Origin of the sequence: Devosia polycyclovorans, assembly GCF_042181575.1 — a bacterium.
Classification (GTDB): domain Bacteria; phylum Pseudomonadota; class Alphaproteobacteria; order Rhizobiales; family Devosiaceae; genus Devosia; species Devosia polycyclovorans.
This window is the reverse complement of record NZ_CP170082.1, coordinates 2129522-2147108: the sequence shown is the minus strand read 5'-3', so window position 1 is coordinate 2147108 and position 17587 is coordinate 2129522. Positions and strand designations below refer to the sequence as shown.

Annotated in this window: 17 protein-coding genes; 4 read left to right on the top strand and 13 right to left on the bottom strand. The window is 60.5% G+C overall.

Annotated elements, in window-relative coordinates:
- Nucleotides 1-41 precede the first annotated feature (41 nt).
- The gene (locus tag ACE4RL_RS10725; RefSeq protein WP_375597183.1) at nucleotides 42-497 is read left to right on the top strand and encodes a PAS domain-containing protein; all 456 of its coding nucleotides are present in this window, start codon (nucleotides 42-44) and stop codon (nucleotides 495-497) included.
- Nucleotides 498-624: 127 nt separating this feature from the next.
- Here the strand turns inward: ACE4RL_RS10725 and ACE4RL_RS10720 are convergent, their stop codons facing one another.
- From ACE4RL_RS10720 to ACE4RL_RS10695, 6 genes are all read right to left on the bottom strand, one after another.
- Nucleotides 625-981 (bottom strand): hypothetical protein, encoded by a 357-nt coding sequence (locus ACE4RL_RS10720; protein WP_375597182.1) that lies wholly within the window; start codon nucleotides 979-981, stop codon nucleotides 625-627.
- A 90-nt stretch (nucleotides 982-1071) separates the two neighbouring features.
- Complete coding sequence (locus ACE4RL_RS10715) at nucleotides 1072-3597, bottom strand: EAL domain-containing protein (protein WP_375597181.1); 2526 nt, start codon at nucleotides 3595-3597, stop codon at nucleotides 1072-1074.
- Entirely contained in the window at nucleotides 3594-4223 is a 630-nt protein-coding gene (locus tag ACE4RL_RS10710) for a hypothetical protein (protein ID WP_375597180.1), read from the bottom strand. Before ACE4RL_RS10710 ends, ACE4RL_RS10715 begins: the two co-directional genes overlap by 4 nt.
- Nucleotides 4217-5380, bottom strand: a complete 1164-nt coding sequence (locus ACE4RL_RS10705) for a diguanylate cyclase (RefSeq protein WP_375597179.1) — start codon at nucleotides 5378-5380, stop codon at nucleotides 4217-4219. Before ACE4RL_RS10705 ends, ACE4RL_RS10710 begins: the two co-directional genes overlap by 7 nt.
- 265 nt (nucleotides 5381-5645) lie before the next feature.
- Nucleotides 5646-6284 (bottom strand): LuxR C-terminal-related transcriptional regulator, encoded by a 639-nt coding sequence (locus ACE4RL_RS10700; RefSeq protein ID WP_375597178.1) that lies wholly within the window; start codon nucleotides 6282-6284, stop codon nucleotides 5646-5648.
- Nucleotides 6281-8458 (bottom strand): sensor histidine kinase, encoded by a 2178-nt coding sequence (locus ACE4RL_RS10695; RefSeq protein ID WP_375597177.1) that lies wholly within the window; start codon nucleotides 8456-8458, stop codon nucleotides 6281-6283. The genes ACE4RL_RS10700 and ACE4RL_RS10695 overlap by 4 nt, the downstream gene beginning before the upstream one ends.
- A gap of 609 nt (nucleotides 8459-9067) precedes the next feature.
- On the opposite strand from ACE4RL_RS10695, the gene rlmB reads away from it, so the two are divergent.
- From rlmB to ACE4RL_RS10680, 3 genes are read left to right on the top strand one after another with little or no spacing between them, the layout of a single operon-like run.
- Nucleotides 9068-9823 carry a 23S rRNA (guanosine(2251)-2'-O)-methyltransferase RlmB gene (rlmB, locus tag ACE4RL_RS10690; protein ID WP_375597176.1) on the top strand — a complete coding sequence of 252 codons (756 nt, stop codon included), beginning with the start codon at nucleotides 9068-9070 and terminating at the stop codon, nucleotides 9821-9823.
- Nucleotides 9820-10212 carry a hypothetical protein gene (locus tag ACE4RL_RS10685; protein WP_375597175.1) on the top strand — a complete coding sequence of 131 codons (393 nt, stop codon included), beginning with the start codon at nucleotides 9820-9822 and terminating at the stop codon, nucleotides 10210-10212. The genes rlmB and ACE4RL_RS10685 overlap by 4 nt, the downstream gene beginning before the upstream one ends.
- Nucleotides 10209-11462, top strand: coding sequence for an FAD-binding protein (locus ACE4RL_RS10680; RefSeq protein ID WP_375597174.1), 1254 nt, complete (start codon nucleotides 10209-10211; stop codon nucleotides 11460-11462). Before ACE4RL_RS10685 ends, ACE4RL_RS10680 begins: the two co-directional genes overlap by 4 nt.
- Here ACE4RL_RS10680 and ACE4RL_RS10675 read toward each other — a convergent pair.
- From ACE4RL_RS10675 to ACE4RL_RS10645, 7 genes are all read right to left on the bottom strand, one after another.
- A complete protein-coding gene (locus ACE4RL_RS10675; protein ID WP_375597173.1) occupies nucleotides 11459-12109 on the bottom strand; it encodes a polysaccharide deacetylase family protein in 651 nt (216 codons plus the stop codon). The genes ACE4RL_RS10680 and ACE4RL_RS10675 overlap by 4 nt on opposite strands.
- Nucleotides 12110-12408: 299 nt before the next feature.
- Nucleotides 12409-12873 carry a YaiI/YqxD family protein gene (locus ACE4RL_RS10670; protein ID WP_375597172.1) on the bottom strand — a complete coding sequence of 155 codons (465 nt, stop codon included), beginning with the start codon at nucleotides 12871-12873 and terminating at the stop codon, nucleotides 12409-12411.
- Nucleotides 12866-13417 carry an AAA family ATPase gene (locus tag ACE4RL_RS10665; protein ID WP_375597171.1) on the bottom strand — a complete coding sequence of 184 codons (552 nt, stop codon included), beginning with the start codon at nucleotides 13415-13417 and terminating at the stop codon, nucleotides 12866-12868. The genes ACE4RL_RS10670 and ACE4RL_RS10665 overlap by 8 nt, the downstream gene beginning before the upstream one ends.
- Nucleotides 13418-13489: 72 nt before the next feature.
- Complete coding sequence (locus tag ACE4RL_RS10660) at nucleotides 13490-14617, bottom strand: S-(hydroxymethyl)glutathione dehydrogenase/class III alcohol dehydrogenase (RefSeq protein ID WP_375597170.1); 1128 nt, start codon at nucleotides 14615-14617, stop codon at nucleotides 13490-13492.
- A 61-nt stretch (nucleotides 14618-14678) separates the two neighbouring features.
- Nucleotides 14679-15368 carry a DUF1345 domain-containing protein gene (locus ACE4RL_RS10655; RefSeq protein WP_375597169.1) on the bottom strand — a complete coding sequence of 230 codons (690 nt, stop codon included), beginning with the start codon at nucleotides 15366-15368 and terminating at the stop codon, nucleotides 14679-14681.
- Between the two features lie 51 nt (nucleotides 15369-15419).
- Entirely contained in the window at nucleotides 15420-16202 is a 783-nt protein-coding gene (locus ACE4RL_RS10650; protein WP_375597168.1) for an ATP-binding cassette domain-containing protein, read from the bottom strand.
- A gap of 10 nt (nucleotides 16203-16212) precedes the next feature.
- Nucleotides 16213-17532, bottom strand: coding sequence for a sugar ABC transporter permease (locus ACE4RL_RS10645; protein WP_375597167.1), 1320 nt, complete (start codon nucleotides 17530-17532; stop codon nucleotides 16213-16215).
- Nucleotides 17533-17587 lie beyond the last annotated feature (55 nt).

Below are 17587 nucleotides of genomic sequence, written 5' to 3'. Positions count from 1 at the left end.
GTAGCGCTATGAAGGTGCATGTCTGAGGGTATCGCGACACCATGAAGCTGATCAAACACCCGCTTGCCGAACGCAAAATCCAGGACTCGAAGCTTGATCTTTCAGTTCAGGCTTTGACGCTTTCAGATGTTCGCGCCCCAGATGCCCCTCTGGTTTACGTGAACCGCGGCTTCGAGAAAATGACGGGTTACCAGCGCGATGAGGTCATCGGACGAAACTGCCGCTTCCTACAGGGCACTGACACCAGCCCCGCAGCAGTAGAGCAAATGAGCGCAGCCATCGCAAAGGGCGAATCCTTGCTCATCGACGTGCTCAATTACCATAGAAACGGCACCCCGTTCTGGAACCGACTTTCTCTTGAGCCGGTGGTCAACCCGGAAGGTGAAGTATCGCACTATATTGGCATCCAAAGCGACATCAGTCGGATGCGTTCATTGCAGGATCGCCTTCATGCGATCGCAATCGACCTGACGAACGACGAAACACACCTGATCTAGTGAGGGGAACCCCTGAAGCGTACGTTGGCTCTAGCGGGCACCAGACCGATAAGAAGGTCACCCGCTACACTAAGGCAGCGGACCAGATGGAACTCGCGGATCGGGCCATGAAAGCGATCGGCGGAAGTTAGCCAAGGCTGGCAAAAAGGCGTTTTGAATCAATATCGCAAATTGAGCCGGTTAGCCGTTCTAAGTGCTTGAGAAATCGAGCTCGGTGCAGTCCAGTCCCCTCCACCAATACCCCCAAAGACACAGCGGAAATTCCCGGAATTCCGGGAACACAGGCAAATCGGTGTTGCACAGTTCCGGTCCACTCGGCTGGAGTTGTTGCGGCATGAGTGCGGACACCCGAAATCTGGGCGAGGCCGTCAGCCGCGCCGTCGCTGCCCAGTTCGTTTCCTAGCTTCTCAAAAAGGTCGTGCACAAGCGCATGGCCAAACCCGTATTGAACCGCGCGCACTTTTTTGCGGATCGATGACAACATGGCGCCGAACACCGCCGCTAGCGCCCGATGGTGATCGGAGCAACAGCCACACCCATTCAACCCATTGCTCAAGGCCGACCGCGAAGCTCTTTACTGTTCCCGTTCGCTCATCCAAGCTTGCAGCTCTTCTGCCGGCATGGGCCTAGCAAAGGCGTAGCCTTGGAGGTAGTCGCAGCCGAGGCGACGCAACAGATTGGCATGGGCCTGGGTTTCGACGCCTTCGGCCACGACCTTGAGACCGAGTGTCTTACCCACACCGATGATCGAGCTGACAACGGCCCGCTTTTCCTGGCTTTCGATGATTGGCTGAACCAGTTGGCGATCAATCTTGAAGCGCCGCGGATTGAGGCGGAAAAGGCTGAGGAACGAAGTGTGGCCAGTGCCGAAATCGTCGATGTCGATGCCGATGCCCATCTTGCGGATGCCTTCAATATTGGCGCAGAACTCGTCATTGTCGTCATCGAGGAAGATGGATTCAAGGAGTTCGAAGCTGAGCGTCCCAGGCTCGAAATCGAGTTTGTCGAGAGCACCGATCAACTGCTCGTCAGCAAGGCGGTTGAACGAGACATTGACCGACACAGATGGAATGGTGATCCCTTGCTTACGCCAGGCTTTGAGGTCGGCAACCGCCTGCTCGAGGATCATGGCGTCGATGACGCTGAGGACCTGACGGTCCTCTGCGGCCTTCATGAAGCGCGCCGGCGGCAGCATGCCTTGCACGGGATGATGCCAGCGGGCCAGAGCCTCTAGGCTGACGACCGCGTGGGTTCGGGCGTCAACGATGGGCTGATAAAAGGGCACAAACTGCCGGCGGTCGATGGCTTCCAATACTTCTTCCGATGTCCGCCGCGCGACTTCGATTTCGGTGCGCAGGACATCGGTAAAGAGTTCAAAGCGGCTGCCACCACCTTTTTTCGCGCGGTAGAGCGCGGCGTCAGCATCGCCTAGCAACCTGTCCAGGGTGCCGTTACCTCTGCTCTGGCAGGCAATGCCAATGCTGGCTCCAAGCCGCAAGGGGTGACCACCGAACTGGAATGGACTGGCCAGAGCATCGATAATGTCCCGGGCGAGTCGCTCCAGGCGCGCGGTGTCAACGATCCCTGGACAAACGATAACGAACTCATCGCCCCCGGTTCGGGCGACGAACTGGGCCGGTGTGACTTTGGATGAAATGACGCTGGCCGCACGCTTGAGCACTGCGTCGCCCGCCATATGCCCCGCTGTGTCGTTGATCTCCTTGAAATTGTCGAGGTCGATGTGAAGGATCGACGTAGCCATTTGATCCCGTGCCAGGTTTCCAAGGACCTGCTCCAGGAAGCGGCGATTGGGAAGTTCTGTCAGGGCGTCCGTCAGTGCCTGTTTTTCAATTTGGTCCTTGGCGATCTGCAGGTCGGCATTGCGGGCTTCCGCCAGTTGGTTGGCTGCAACTAGTTCCTCGTGCAATCGAACTTCGTCGGTGATGTCCCAGCTGGTACCGATGATTTTGGGGTTGCCCTCTCCGTCCTCGCTAAAGGTGACATGGGAGGTCAGGGTCCGAACGTCACCATCGGAGCGGATGATCCGAAAGCTCGAAGAGTGCTCTCCCCGTCGAACCAGAAGTTCGGCATTTGCCGCCAGCACCCTGGCAAGGTCTTCGGGGTGGACGGCGCGCTCGAAGTCGTCGCTGGAGATCGGGCAATAGGGGCCAAAGCCGTAAATCTCGCGCAGTCGCTGATCGAATTCCAGGCCGCCCGTGATCACATCATGCTCAAACACGCCAATGCGGGATACGCTGAGGGCCAGTTCGAGCCGCTTGGCCAGGCTCTGGCTCAGCGCCTCGGTACGCTTAAGCTCGGTGACATCGGTATCTGTGCCAATAAAGCGAATGGGTCGCCCATTGGTATCAAACTCTACCGGCGCCCCCCGGCTCTGAATCCAGATATAATGCCCGTTGCGATGCCGCTCGCGATATTCAAAGACATTGCGCGGCAACTGGTCGGCCCTGAGCATGTGAAGTTTGACGCGTTCGAGATCAAGCGGATGGACGCGCTCAAGCCAGGCCTCACGTGAGCCATCGACCTCCTCATCGGGCTCGTAGCCGCGCAGGCGTTTCCAGGTGGGAGAATAGTAGACCCGCCCTGCCCGGAGGTCAGATTCCCAGACGCCCTGGCCAGCGCTTTCTAGCGCAATGCTCCATCGCTTCTCAGCGTCGGCAAGCTCCAGGGCTGCCGTTTTTTGCGCGTCGATATCGGCGGCCTGCAGCCAAAGATATCTGGGCTGCCCCGAACAATCATTGAGGAGCGAGAGCGAAATGGCGGCCCAGAAGCGTCGGCCATTGGCATCAATCAATCGATGCTCGGCGCGGTAGGCTGGATGCCGACCCTCAAGCAGGGCTTCGGCCATCCAGCGGGCCTCGTCCAGGTCGGGCGGATAGACGGTCTTCTCGAGGTTCAGGCCCCGGCAGCCATTTTGCTCACGCGCCAGTAAAATGTCGCCGGGCCTGTTGGCGAAAAGCACGACGCCATTAAGATCGAGGATATAACTGGGCAGGGGCGCCTGGTCGAGCAGCCGGGCGAGCGTTGCAACATCCTGACTGAACTCAAGCGGGGTGCCAACAGCGGACATGGCCTGGGTCATATTGCGCCCTTCCGCTCCCAGTGCCCGGGCTCACCATGGCGGCGGTCCCGGGATGTTTTATCGCGCGTGATAGGCAGCTTGATGATGCTGCGCTCAAGGCGGATGCCGGTCTTTGGATTGCGGATAAACTCGTGCCGGACGTGAGAGTGCGGCACAGCCGAGCGCTCGACACCCGCCGGGGGAGCGAGCTCCATGCGGCGCCGGTCGGGACCGAAATAGTCCTTGGTCTCGTAGTAGACCTGCAGCTTGCTCAGTTGGTTGCAGAGCCGCGATCTGATCATTGACAGCTTGTCGGGCAGCGTAATGACATCATCAAAGCCCATGCCGATATAGCCCAGATAGGTGTCGAACTCCATGTCATTTGCAAAGAGGATGACCGGGGCAAAGCGCACATCGATCTCTTCGCGCGTCCGCACCGCCCGCAGGATGGCCTCAAGTGGACCTGAGCCCACTCCTTCATGAGCCAGAAAGAAATTGATGCGATGGGGCTTGTCGGCGGCGTCGAACGCGCGCCGGGAGGAGATCGCATCAATCCGTGAAAAGCCCGCCATCTGGGCGATGCGATTAAGCTGAAGGTTTTCTGCTGTGGTGCGAGTGATTAACTGGGCCGTACACTGCTCTAACATGGCACATCTCCAACCACGCGATTGCGACCTGCATGCTTGGCCCGATAAAGATTGCCATCTGCCCGCGCCAGCAGATCATCGAAATTGGCGTCGGCGTTGGTCATCGCCGCGACGCCAATCGAGACGGTCATCCCGAAGTGTTGGTCGCCGTGGCGCACTGCAAGCTGCGCGATCTGCCGGCGCAGCCTGTCACATTCGGCCAGGGCACCGCTCTCCTTCATTCCTGGCATGAGCAGCAGGAACTCTTCGCCGCCAATGCGTGCGAACATCGCCGAGTCGGATTGGCGCATTGTCGGGATGAAGCTGTTGCAGGCCGCGGCCAGGCGTTTGAGGGCACAGTCGCCGCCCGCGTGACCGTATTCGTCATTGATGGCCTTGAAGTGATCTACGTCCAGAGCTGCAAGGGCAAATGGCGAGCCGTTTTCGAGGAAAGCCTCTGCGTGAAGCGAGCCCTCGTAAAAGGCGTGGCGGCGATTATACGCGCCGGTCAGCTCATCAACGATCGTCAGTTGCCGCAGCGACACCTCGGCTCGTCTTTGATCAGTAATGTCATGGATTACCACTTGGGCGAGTGGTGTTCCGGGCCAGGGAAGCCGGACTATAGTCAACCGGCAAAGACGCTCTACCTCTCCCATCCGGAGCAGGGCCTCTGCCGAGGTTTTTTGGTCGTGCTGGGCAAGCGCCTGGCTCAGCGCCTCGGAGACCGAGGCAAAATCCTCCGCATCCACAAAATCAAGCAGGTGTTGACCGACCAAGGCGCCGGGCGCGCTCCCCAAGAGCTGGTTGGCTACGCCATTGCTGAACAGCACCCCCTGGGCAGAATGGAACAACAAGGCAAACGGCAACACATCCAGTGCCACGCCCATCAATTCCCGCGCTCCGCTCAGAGCCGTTTGTGTCAGGCGGGCTTCAGCCGCCCCATCCTGATCGAGAGTAAAGTCGTCCCAGCTCAGGGCGTCGTGATCCACCGACGTGGCTGTGCTGGAACTTTCCATCTGATTGATTCGCAACGTCTTCAAGGCGCGGCTCCTCCCTTGGGAACATAAATTCCACGCCCGAACTTGTAGAGAGATTAATGGCAAGCCGCTTTTGAGCGGCGGCTGATCACGGCCGCTAGCATGGTTACCAAACTCCGCCACTGCAGATGTGATGGCCACCGCGCTATAGATCGCACGTCAGCGTGGATCCAGGTGCTCAAAGTCTTGGGGACGAGGCGCGCTAGGCACTAAATGCCGCCGAGATCATGCGGCTTTGCGCCTCCCGTTCGCCTCCAGCAAACGCCCCCAATGTGTACACTATGTTGGACAGCCAAAAGCCTTGAAGAGCCATGAAATGTGGAGGTTTATAGGGTTTTCTGGTGTATCGCCCCCGGAAAGCGGAACCAGTCCCCCCTGCCCCGCCAGCGCCATATCACTGCCCGGCCTAAGCTAGGCCCAGTCGTGTTGCATGCAACGCTGCCTCAGCGCGAGAGGATATGCCCAGCTTACGGTAGATGCTTTTGATGTGGGTGGCGATGGTGGACTCGGCCAGCTCCAGCGCGACCGCCACATCCGCATTGCGCAGCCCCTTGGCCAGCAGAGAGAGCACCTCCAGCTCGCGCCCCGTCAGCCCATTGCTTTCGGTGTCGACTGGCCCGGTGCGCTGGAAATGCTCCATGATCCGGCGTGCAATGGTGGGCGAAAGCGGTGGCACGCCATGCTGAATCTGCATCAACTGTCGCAGCAGGACCTGCTCCGGCTGCCCCTTCAGGATATAGCCCTGCGCGCCTGCGGAGAGGGCCGCAACGATATGGGCATCATCCCCAAGGACCGTGCTGACCACGCAAACCGTTTCCGGCGCCAAGTCGGAAAACAGCCGCACCAGATCGAGACCTGACCCGTCCGGCAGCCCAATGTCCACCAGCGCCATGGACCATGAACGCTGCGTGATCAGAAAGCGCGCTTCCTTGACTGACCTGGCGGTTTCCAGCCGCGCCTCAGGAAAGGCAGATTGCACAATCCGGATCAGCGATGTCATCGCTTCCGAAATATCTTCCACGATCAGAACGGTTTCAACATTCATGGCGCAACGTCCTCCAGCGGGAGCTGCACTGCCACGCGTGTCCTGCCACTCCCGGAAACAGAGATTGAGCCACCATGCGCCAGTGTACGTGATCGCATATTGCCCAGTCCGTCGCCGGGCGTAATCCGAGTCTCGTCGAACCCTGTCCCATCATCAGAAATCGCCAGATCGATCTGCGCACCTTCTGCCGAAAACGAGACAGCAAGCCGGGTCGCTCCCGCATGCCGGATGGCATTGCTGGCGGCCTCCCGAACAATGGACCGCACGGTGTGGGCAAGCCTGGCGCTGACAATCTGGCCCTCATCCCCCCTCGACATCCAGTCCAGCTTCATCCCGGCCTGTGCCAGCCGCTCATCGGTTTCATAGCGAAGTTCGGCCAGCACCTCGTCCAGCCTGATGCCGTTGCCATGCGCATTGGCGATGATGTCGCGGAGATCGGTCAGCGTCTCTCCGACGATGGCGTCCTTGCGCTCGGCATCGGGACTGTGGAGCGTGCGCAACAATTGCGCGCCGATATTATCATGCAGGTCACGGGCAATCCGGGAGCGCTCCTGCCGCACCCCGCGCTCATGTGCGTCCCGGCTATCGAGCGCATGCTGCATCAACTCGATCATCTCATTGGCCCGATCCAGGTCGTATCCCGAAAACAGCCGCCTGCCACCATTGGCGAAGCGTAGCAGCACGGGCGGCAAGGGCCCGCAGGCCGGCACCAGCAGTGCCTGACCTGCATCGACCAGCGAGGCCCCGGTGCCGTCAGTGGCGGCCTCGATGGTGAGGGGATTGAAAGTCTCGGCAAGCAGATTGCGCCAGCCAACGCTCTGCTCGAGGCTGTTGGATGCCAAGGCGATGTCCAGTATCTGCCGAAAATTCTGCGGCCCCACGCGATGCCGCCGCAAGATGCGCTGCCCGATCATATTGCGCAGCGGCAGGTAGCCCAGCGCGACCACAAGCAGAGCAAGGCCAAAGGCCGGCACCTGCTCAATCGTCGCGCCATAGATGAGCAGCGCATCCAGACCCAGCAGCAAGAAAGCGCCGATCAGATAGGATATCAGCCGGAACGACCACGTTCCAAGATCGAATAGCCGGTAACGGGCCACCCCGATCGCCAAGCCGGCATAAATGAGCAGAATAACGGCAAAGGCACTGGCCTGCGATGCCTGGGGCTCAAGGCCCAGCAGGAGTGGTGCCGCAATTGCAAAGACGAACACTCCTGTGCCGAGCAGGACCGACAGGCCAAACCACCCAAGGGCCGCGCGCGCAAGGGGATCGCGCCGGGTGAGCACAAGCTGGACAGCGATCAGGCCGAACAACGCCACAAAGTCCGCCAGCATGGGGGCATAAGCGCCCACAGCCTGTGACGGCATCAATTGCAGCACATGGGCAAGCGTCACCCCAAGACCGACCACCCATACACCAACAACGACCCATGTCCCCGCCAGCCGGCGCGGATAAACCAGCAGCAGGCTGATGAGGGCCAGGCCAAAAATACTGGTACCCGCATAATTGCCGGCCGAGAGCAATCGGAACAGGCCTCCATCGAGTGCCAGTTCCCTGGTGCTGTAGATTGCCGCCGACGTGGCAGACAGCATCAGCCCGAAGCCTGACAACGCAAAATATGCGCTCGCTTCCTCCTGCCTTAGGGCCCAAACCCAACCGCCCAGCACAATCCCCGCGCCACCCACTCCAAGTTGCAGCCAGAATTGGAAAGGAAGCGACCAAATGGGCCTTGAAGCCAGCGTGTCGACCTGAACAATGGCAGAACTGCCGTCGGCCAAGACCAGTTCGAGTTCGATCTGCCGCTCATGCAACATGCGGTCCAGCTGCGTCTGACGCTCGCGGAACGCATTGAGCTCTTTGTAAGTATCGAGCGTGTCGGGTTCCTCGATCACCTCGAGCGCCCCGATATCGAGGCCATCAGGCCGATCCGGCGTGGCTATGGCCACAAGACGGGCTCCCGTCTGGACGCCATTGGGCAGGTCGCTACGCAGGACGTCCACGATGGCGACGTGTCCACCATCGCTTGGAACCAGGACAAGCCCCATCCATGGCCGGCTTGTGGCAATCCAGACTGCACTTGCGGCCACGACCAGAAACAGGGTCGCCACAAGCGCCAACCACGATTGCGGCGACAGGCGCAACGCTGGTGTGCCGCCGTCAGACCGACCCAGATCCATGTCCCAGCCTCCCCATCCTCTATAAACCGGGGATGCCACAAAATGGCAATTCTGCATAGTTTTGACGCGATGTTCTTCCTCGGAAAGGAAAATCTACCGTGCCGAATACTGGCTGGCGATGCCGACAAAGAAGCCACTCGGTTAGAGCACTGCTGATGATTGGATCTCTCGTCGCGCTGACAACTTTGATTTTCTTGCCACGAATCAATGCCGCAGAATTCCCGCAGGAGAGCATGACCGGATGCCACAACCCTTTGCAGGCTCTGGAGCGTCGGACTCCCGGAGGGAGCCGGCGGGGTCGCCGTTCATCTATCACCGGCCACTCCGGTCGAACTGCCCTAGATGTCGCCGAGGGGTGACACATCGGCCTTCACATCGCAGAGTCGCCGGACGCACCACCTGGTTTCGCCTAAACGGGCGAGAGAATTGTCGCGGTCTGGATCGATACAGACTGAATTCTATCTCCGTTCCGTCGATCAGGTCTCTGGCCGGGCCGTCGGGGAAAATTCACACGCATACCGTCGCTGCCGCTGTGTGCCGCGCTCTAATGGTGCAAGCCTTGCGGGCATTTTCTTGCGGAAATCAGGCAAACCGGCTACCGCTCGCACCATGAGCCGCAACAAATTTCCGCCCAAGCCCAAATATGATCCCGATACCGGACCGGTCTATCTATACGGCCTGCACACCGTGCGCGCCGCGCTGGATAATCCGGGCCGCATCAAGAAGGCACTTCTGGCCACGCCAAACGCCCTCAATCGCCTGAAAGAATCGGGCGAAATCGGCAAGGTCGCCGTGACCGAGACCACCCCCAAGGAACTCGATCGCCTGCTGGGTGGCGAGGCCGTGCATCAGGGCGTTGCCCTCGAGGTCGATCCCGTCAGCCGCTTCGGTCTGGACGACATTGCTCAACTCAAGCTTGTAGTGGTCCTCGACCAGTTGACCGACCCGCACAATGTGGGTGCCATTCTGCGCACCGCCTGCGCCTTCGGTGCCGATGCGGTAATCACTACGGCCCGCCACTCCCCAAGGGAGACTGGCGTGATGGCCAAGGCCGCCTCCGGGGCACTCGACCTCGTCCCGATGATCGAGGTGCGCAATCTGGGCAACACGCTGGAAAACCTCAAGCAGCGCGGCATGTTGGTGTTGGGATTTGATTCAGAAGCTGAAGCGCCGCTGCGCCCCCGCACGGATCAGGTCCCCCTGGCCGTCGTGATGGGCGCCGAGGGCAAGGGCCTGCGCCAACGCACCCGCGAGTTGTGCGACGAAATGGTGCGCCTCGACATGCCGGGGCCGATCAAATCACTCAACGTGTCCAATGCAGCCGCCATTGCCCTGTTCGCGGCGACTGCAGGCAGAACCGCATGAGCCAGTTTGAACCCTTCGCCATCGCTCTTCGTCTTTCCGGGGTCACCATCCCGCAGCGGGATCTGGACGCCGCACTCAAGCAACTGACCGTTCGGTATGAGGCAGAAGACGCTGAAGGTAGCTTCTACGCGCAGGTTGATGTTGCCACCGCAAACCCGGTTCGCGCCCTGCTTGAACTGGCAGAACGATCCGGAGCAGCAATTGCCGCGATGCTGGACGATCGCCGCATCGGCAAGGCCGTGCTCGATATCGCGTTCGACTATCCGGCCGAGGGCGAAGCCATGTCCGCCCGCCTCCCTGCACATGCCGCTGCAGCCATCGCGGCATACGGCATCGATATCGAAATCTCGGTCTATCTGACCGATGTTGAGGACGATGAGGACGAATGAGCGGCGGAGGACCAAAGAACTGGGCGGGCAATATCGCGTTTTCCGCTCGAACAGTGCTGCGCCCTCGCTCACTTGCCGAATTGCAGGAAGCGGTGCGCTCGGCCAAAAAAGTGCGCGTTCTGGGCTCGGGACATTCCTTCAACACCATTGCCGACACAGATGACACGCTTATCATCCTGTCGGATCTGCCCCGCCGGATCGAAATTGACGGCGCCACCGGGACGGTCACCATTGATGGCGGCGCAACCTATTCCGATGTCGCGCCCGTCCTGAACAGGGCGGGCTTTGCGCTGCGCAATGTGGCGTCGCTGCCCAACATCACCATTGCCGGGGCGGTGGTAACCGCAACTCACGGCTCGGGCGACGGCAACCAGAACCTGGCGGCAGCCATATCCGGCCTCAAATTGGTGACGGCCTCAGGTGAGGTTGCGAGCTTTAGCCGGGCCGACGCCGACTTTGACGGGGTCGTCGTTGGCCTCGGTGCGCTTGGGGTGATCTGCGAGATGACGCTGGACATCGTCCCCCGCTTCGACATTCGTCAGAACGTCTATCTTGGTCTGCCGGTCACGGCCGCCATCGACAATCTTAGTGCCCTGATGGCCCGGGCCTATAGCGTCAGCCTGTTCACGCGCTGGCAGGGCACAACAATCGACCAGATCTGGGTCAAGGCTCTGGCTAGCGCCGGTGAGCCGCCGGCCGAGGTCCTTGGCGCCAAGGCCGCCTCCGTCCCCTGCCATCCGATTCCCGATATGGATGGCTCCAACTGTACGCAGCAATTCGGCATTGCCGGCCCCTGGCACGAGCGGCTGTTCCACTTTGCCATTGGCAACACCGCTTCGGCGGGCGCGGAACTGCAATCGGAATTCTTCGTCAAACGCACCGACGCCCCGGCCGCCATTGCCGCCCTGCATGCCGCACAGGAGAGCTTTTCGGACGCGCTCTTTATCTCTGAAATCCGTTCGGTGGCCGCTGATACACTATGGCTCAGCTCTGCCTATCGGCAGGACACCATCGGCTTTCATTTCACCTGGCATCCGGAATGGGAGCCGGCCAACGCGGCAGTTCAAGCGGTGGAGGCGGCATTGGCCCCGTTCAACCCGCGGCCGCATTGGGCCAAGCTCTTTACCTTGCCGGCGTCGACAATTGCTGCACGGTTCCCACGCATGTCCGACTTCCGCGCCCTCGCGCAGCGCCTTGATCCGGAAGGAAAATTCCGAAACGAATTTGTTACCGGTGTGATTTCTGGTTAGACGTCGCTGAGCTCTGCGGTGATGACGCTGCGGCCAAATACACCACTATCCTTGGGCGCGAGCCGGACCACGGAATAGCCGCGAGCCTGGAGTTCGGCCAGAAGATCAGGCAACAGCTCGACTGTGCGTTGGTGGATATCGTGGAACAGGATGATGCCGCTGCCGCGCGCGTCGAGCCGGCTCAGGGTCCGCGCGGCAACCGTCTCAGCGCTCTCCTTGTAGTAGTCCTTGCTGTCGATATCGACATCGAGCACCACCATATCGCCATGCAGCAGGCTGGTCCGTAGGAAGCCCGTCTGCGCAAGGTAGGGGAAGCGGAAGAATGGAGCCAACCGCCCTGCCCCACCCAGGGCCTCGGCCACGGCGGCTTCGCCCCGCGCGATTTCGTCGAGCGCGGCCTGTCTTGGCAGATTGGCCAGATTGGCATGGTCAAATGTGTGGCTGCCCACTGTGTGGCCGCGACGAGCGACCTCCTGTGCGAGTTCCGGATTGGCCTTGGCGGCCGACCCCAGCATCAGAAAGGTACCCTTGACCCCATACTGATCGAGCGCGTCGAGAATTTTGGGCGTTTTGCCAGCGCGCGGACCATCGTCAAAAGTCAGGATGACCTCGCCGGGCCGCAGAATGATGTCGGCGGTGGATGCCACCTCCAGCGTTCGCCCGGCCAGATGGCCGGAGCCGAAGATCCGGCTGGGCCTGGACTGCTCCAACCTGGCAGAGGCGGACCGCGCAACACTTCCCGTAACCACTTCGTCACGGATTTGCGCTGCAGCATGTGTAGGAGAATTTTGACTGATCGGCTTGGCACATCCGGCCATGGACAGAGCAAGCAGGCCTGAACACAGGATCGTAGAAAACAACCGCAAAACAGAACCCACCCGTCCAAATCAAGTGGATGCAGTTTTCGCGATTTATGGTTAACAATCCCCTCGCAAGACCTTAAAGATTACTTACTCACCAAGCTTTTAGCCTTCCTGCCCAAAGTATCGAGCGCACTGAGAAACGCCGAACGGTCTGCCGGCCGAAACCCCGCATTGTATCCGGCAATCTCACCGGTTTCCCGCAGATGCTGCTTGAGATCGCGCATCGCCAGGGCCATGCCGATGGATGCCGGGGTGAACGGCTTGCCGGTAAAACCCAGCACATGGCAGCCCTTGTCGATAGCGCGGCTGGCGAGCGGAATATCTGCCGTCAGGACGATGTCGTTCGCCCGCGCATGTTCGACAATCCAGTCATCTGCCGCATCCGCGCCCGCCGGAACCACCACCACCCGAACCATTGGATCGCGCGACGGCCTGATGCCGCCATTGCTGACAATGGTGATGACCAGGCCAAGCCGCTCGGCGACCTTTCTTGCCTCCTCCTTGACCGGGCAGGCGTCGGCATCGACGAAAATAATGGGATCAGGCATGGGAGATCATATCCAGCATGAAGCCTAACCTCTCCTCGACCGGTGCCTTGGGAAGCTCCACCACGCGATACCCCATTTCCCGATAGGCGTCACACATCGGCCCATAAATGCGCTGCGCATGCTCCCAGCCCTCAGTGCGTTCGGCATCATCAGCGTAAATCTCGCGCCAGGGGGGCGCAAAAAACACCGTGGGATTGTAGCGATAGAGCCTGCTGGCGCGGGCGAAATGCGCCGTCTCGGTCAATCCGATGATCCTGCCATAGGCCACCAGGTCAGGAATGCCCCGATCGCACAGCGCCGGTCCGTCGCTCGCTAGAAGAGATTCATAGGTCTGGATATCCCTATCGAGCATCAATTCGGCAAAGCGTGCCGGGTCGCGCCATTGCAGGGCCGGTCCATCAATGGCGGTCTGCACCTGAATGACCGCCCTTGCCGCCTCACGCCCGACGCGCAATCCTCGGGCTGCTGCAGCCTCGAGAAGTGTCGTCTTGCCGGCGCCAGGCGCACCGGTCAGCACAAAAAGGCTTTCGCCAGCATTATTCATGCCGTTGCCTCATCACATATGTTTGGGAAATGCGGCCATGCCGCACCTCTCAAACTATGCGAGTTGTCACGATCAGTAAACTACTACCGAGCGGATGCTTTCGCCCGAATGCATCATATCGAAGCCCTTGTTGATATCTTCGAGCCGAAGGGTATGGGTGATCATCGGATCGATCTCGATCTTGCCATCGAGATACCAGTCAACGATCTTGGGCACGTCGGTCCGCCCCTTGGCGCCGCCGAAGGCCGTGCCCATCCAGGTGCGACCGGTCACCAGCTGGAAGGGGCGCGTCGAAATCTCCTGGCCTGCACCGGCCACCCCGATGACGACCGACTTGCCCCAGCCGCGATGCGCACATTCGAGCGCCTGACGCATAACCTTGGTGTTACCGGTGCAATCGAATGTGTAGTCAGCACCGCCGATTAGATCACCGCGCCGCTTGGTCAGGTTGATGAGATAGGGAACGACATCCTCACCGATTTCGGTGGGGTTGACGAAATGGGTCATGCCGAAGCGCTCGCCCCATTCCTTCTTGCCGTTATTGATATCGACACCGATGATCTTGTCGGCGCCGGCCAGCCGCAGCCCCTGGATCACATTCAGGCCAATACCACCCAGGCCGAACACCACCGCGGTAGCGCCGATTTCCACCTTGGCCGTATTGATCACCGCCCCGATGCCGGTCGTCACACCACAGCCCACATAGCAGACCTTGTCGAACGCGGCCGCCTGGTCGATTTTGGCAACGGCTATTTCTGGCATCACGGTGTAGTTCGAAAAAGTCGAACACCCCATATAGTGGAAAATCGGCTGTCCTTCGAGCGAGAAGCGCGATGTGCCGTCAGGCATGAGTCCCTGCCCTTGCGTGGCGCGGATGGCAGTACAGAGATTGGTCTTGCCCGAGCGGCAGGAATAGCATTCACGGCATTCGGGCGTATAGAGCGGGATGACGTGATCACCCTTCTTGACGCTGGTGACACCGGGCCCGACATCGACCACGACGCCGGCCCCCTCATGCCCGAGAATGGAGGGAAACAAGCCTTCCGGATCGGCGCCGCTGAGGGTGAAATCATCGGTATGGCAGAGGCCTGTCGCCTTGATCTCGATAAGCACTTCACCGGCCTTTGGGCCCTCGAGGTCCACCTCGACGATCTCAAGTGGCTTTCCTGCGGCAAGGGCTACGGCGGCACGGGTTTTCATGGTTCAACGACTCCAGTCTGCTGGCCGGAACATGCCACGCCCCCCGACCCAGCCGCAACCGCTAGCCGCTCCCCCCGCCGAGACTGAGCATCACATTGACCGCCGAGGCGAGCAGCAGCGTGTTGTAGAGGTGCGAAAACACCAGATGGATCGAGACACGCTTTCGCATGCTGTTGCTGGCTATCTTGACGTCCGAGGTCGCGACGGAGGTCCCCACCGTATAGGAGAAATACATGAAGGCGACGCCGTCCGGCTTTTCGTCTCCGGGAAATTGCAACCCCCCTGCATTCTCCCGACCCGCCTTATGCCGCTCTTCCGGCGCCTGATAGAATTCATAAGCATAATGCAGCGCGCCCAGCGCCTGCACGGTGAACCAGCCAAGCACGACGGACGCCACCCCGAGAGTAACCGCAATCGGGTCCGGCTTGTCACCGCTCGACAGCGCCAAGGCCAGCGACACGACCGACGTCAGCACCACCAGCAAGACGATTGCGAAAATGCCGGCCGCAGGCGTGTCTTCGTCCCGGGCATGATGCTGTAGATAATCTGCCGTCAGATAGGGCAATTTGACGAAAGTCAGGGTGAGGAACACCACGAATAGGGCGTTCGAACTCAGGCCGATGGCATGCTTGGGCACAAGCCAGAGAGAAGCCGCAAGAGTAATCGCTCCAACGGCAAGACCAGCATAGGATTGCGCGTGGCGCGGCATGATGCGCCGATGCAATAGCGATCTGGATGACTTGATACTCATGGCGTGAACCCTGCGACGCGGCCAGTAAAGGCCGCGTCGGGGAAACGCTGGTCAGCCCGCAATGGCTCCCGGTCCCGGCTGGGCACCGGGCGGAACCTTGCCCATGATGATCATTCCCAGCACTTCATCCTTCGTGACGTCCGAAGTCTTGGCCTGGCCGACCACCTGCCCGTTCTTCATCACCACAACCCGGTCTGCCAGGTCGAATACGTCATGAATGTCGTGGCTGATGAGGAAAATGCCGATCCCCTCGGATTTGAGCTGCTTGATCAGTTCGCCCACCTGCGCCGTCTCTTGCGGACCCAGCGCAGCGGTCGGTTCGTCCATGATCAGGATGCGAGCGTTGAACAATATCGCCCGGGCAATAGCCACCGACTGGCGCTGGCCACCCGACAAGGCTTTGACCGGCTCCTTGAACCGCCGGAAATTCGGATTGAGCCGGCCCATGACCTCGCGGGCCTTGGACTCCATGGCAGCATCGTCCAGGGTTCCGATGGAGGTCACCATCTCGCGCCCGAGGAAGAGGTTGGCCGCCGCATCGACATTGTCGGCAACGGCAAGCTGCTGATAGATCGTTTCGATCCCGTAGGCCTTGGCGTCGCGCGGATTGTTGATCGTGGCGGCCTCGCCATTGATGCGGATTTCACCGGCATCGCGCTTATAGGCGCCCGACAGGATCTTGATCAGCGTGGACTTGCCCGCGCCGTTGTGGCCAAGCAGTCCCACCACTTCTCCGCTATGCAAGTCGATGGAGGCGCGATCCACGGCGTGAATACCACCGAAGGAAATCGAGATGTCGGTCATTTCGACCAGAGGTTTGCCGGTATCCAGCATGTCGCAACTCCTAATGCTTGTTCCGGCGGTAGAGCGTGTCGAGCCACACCGCAAAGACGAGAACGATACCAACCACGATTGACTGCAACGGGCTGTCGATGCCCATCAGCACCATGCCGGACTGCAGCGACTGCATGACCACGGCACCCAACAGCGCCCCAGCAATCGTGCCGACGCCGCCGGCTAGCGACGTGCCGCCGATCACCGCTGCCGCGATGACATAGAGCTCGTCCAGTGTGCCGAGGGCATTGGTCGCGGCGTTGAGGCGGGCCGTCGAAATGGCGGCCGCTATGGCGCACAGCGCGCCCATCAACATGAATATCTTGACCGTCACCCAGCGGGTATTGATGCCTGCGAGTTCCGCTGCCTCGGGATTACCACCCATGGCATAGACATAACGGCCAAACCTGGTGCGGGTCGCAAGGAAGGTCATGACGACCCCAACGCCCACTGCAATCAGCACCGGAATGGCGATGCCGTGAGAAATGAACAGCCCGCCTTCTGGTACAGCAATGCCGTTGGCCTCTGCGAAATTCTCGGCAATGCGAACAGGCCAGGGATAGGCATTGGCGACCCACACTGCGGCAATAGTTGCGCCGCAGCCGATAACGGCAAGCGACACCTCGGCCCAGACTGGACGCAGCGGGAAGTTGTACCGTTGGCGCTGACGTCGTCCGAAATAGAGCCCTAGGACAATGGCGACGCAGGCCACCACTGCGATCACCCAGCTCCACAGCGCGCCGATCGAACCGTTCGGGCCACCGCCCATCAACTGAAAGGTCGAATCCATTGGCGCCACGGTCCGGCCCGCCGTGACCCACCACGCCGCGCCGCGCCAGACCAGATAGCCCCCCAGCGTGACGATGAAGGCCGGCACGCGCAGGTAGGCAATGATGGCGCCTTGCAGCCCCCCAATGCCAACGCCAACAGCCAGCCCGGTAGCCAGCGACAAAATCCAGATCATCGGATGGCCAAGGCCCAGCCCGAACTGCACTGGCAGGATCTGGGTTTGCATGACGCCCATGACCATGCCCACCACGCCCAGGATCGAGCCGACGGACAGATCGATGTTCCGGGTGACGATGACCAGCACCATGCCCGTCACCATCACGGCGACGGATGCGGTCTGGACCGACAGGTTCCAGAGATTGCGCGGCGTCAGGAACAACCCGCCGGAAAAGAAGTTGAAGCCCACCCAGATGATGGCCAGCGCGCCGATCATGCCCAACAGACGGGTGTCGATTTCGGTGGCGATCAGGAACCGCTGAAACGGATTCTGCACCGTCTGGCTCGGATGTGTGGTGCTCGTCATGGCGCGCGGCTCGGCCATCAATATCCCCCATGGAAGAAGCGCTCCGGCGGGCCGGGACGCGGTCTGATCCAAA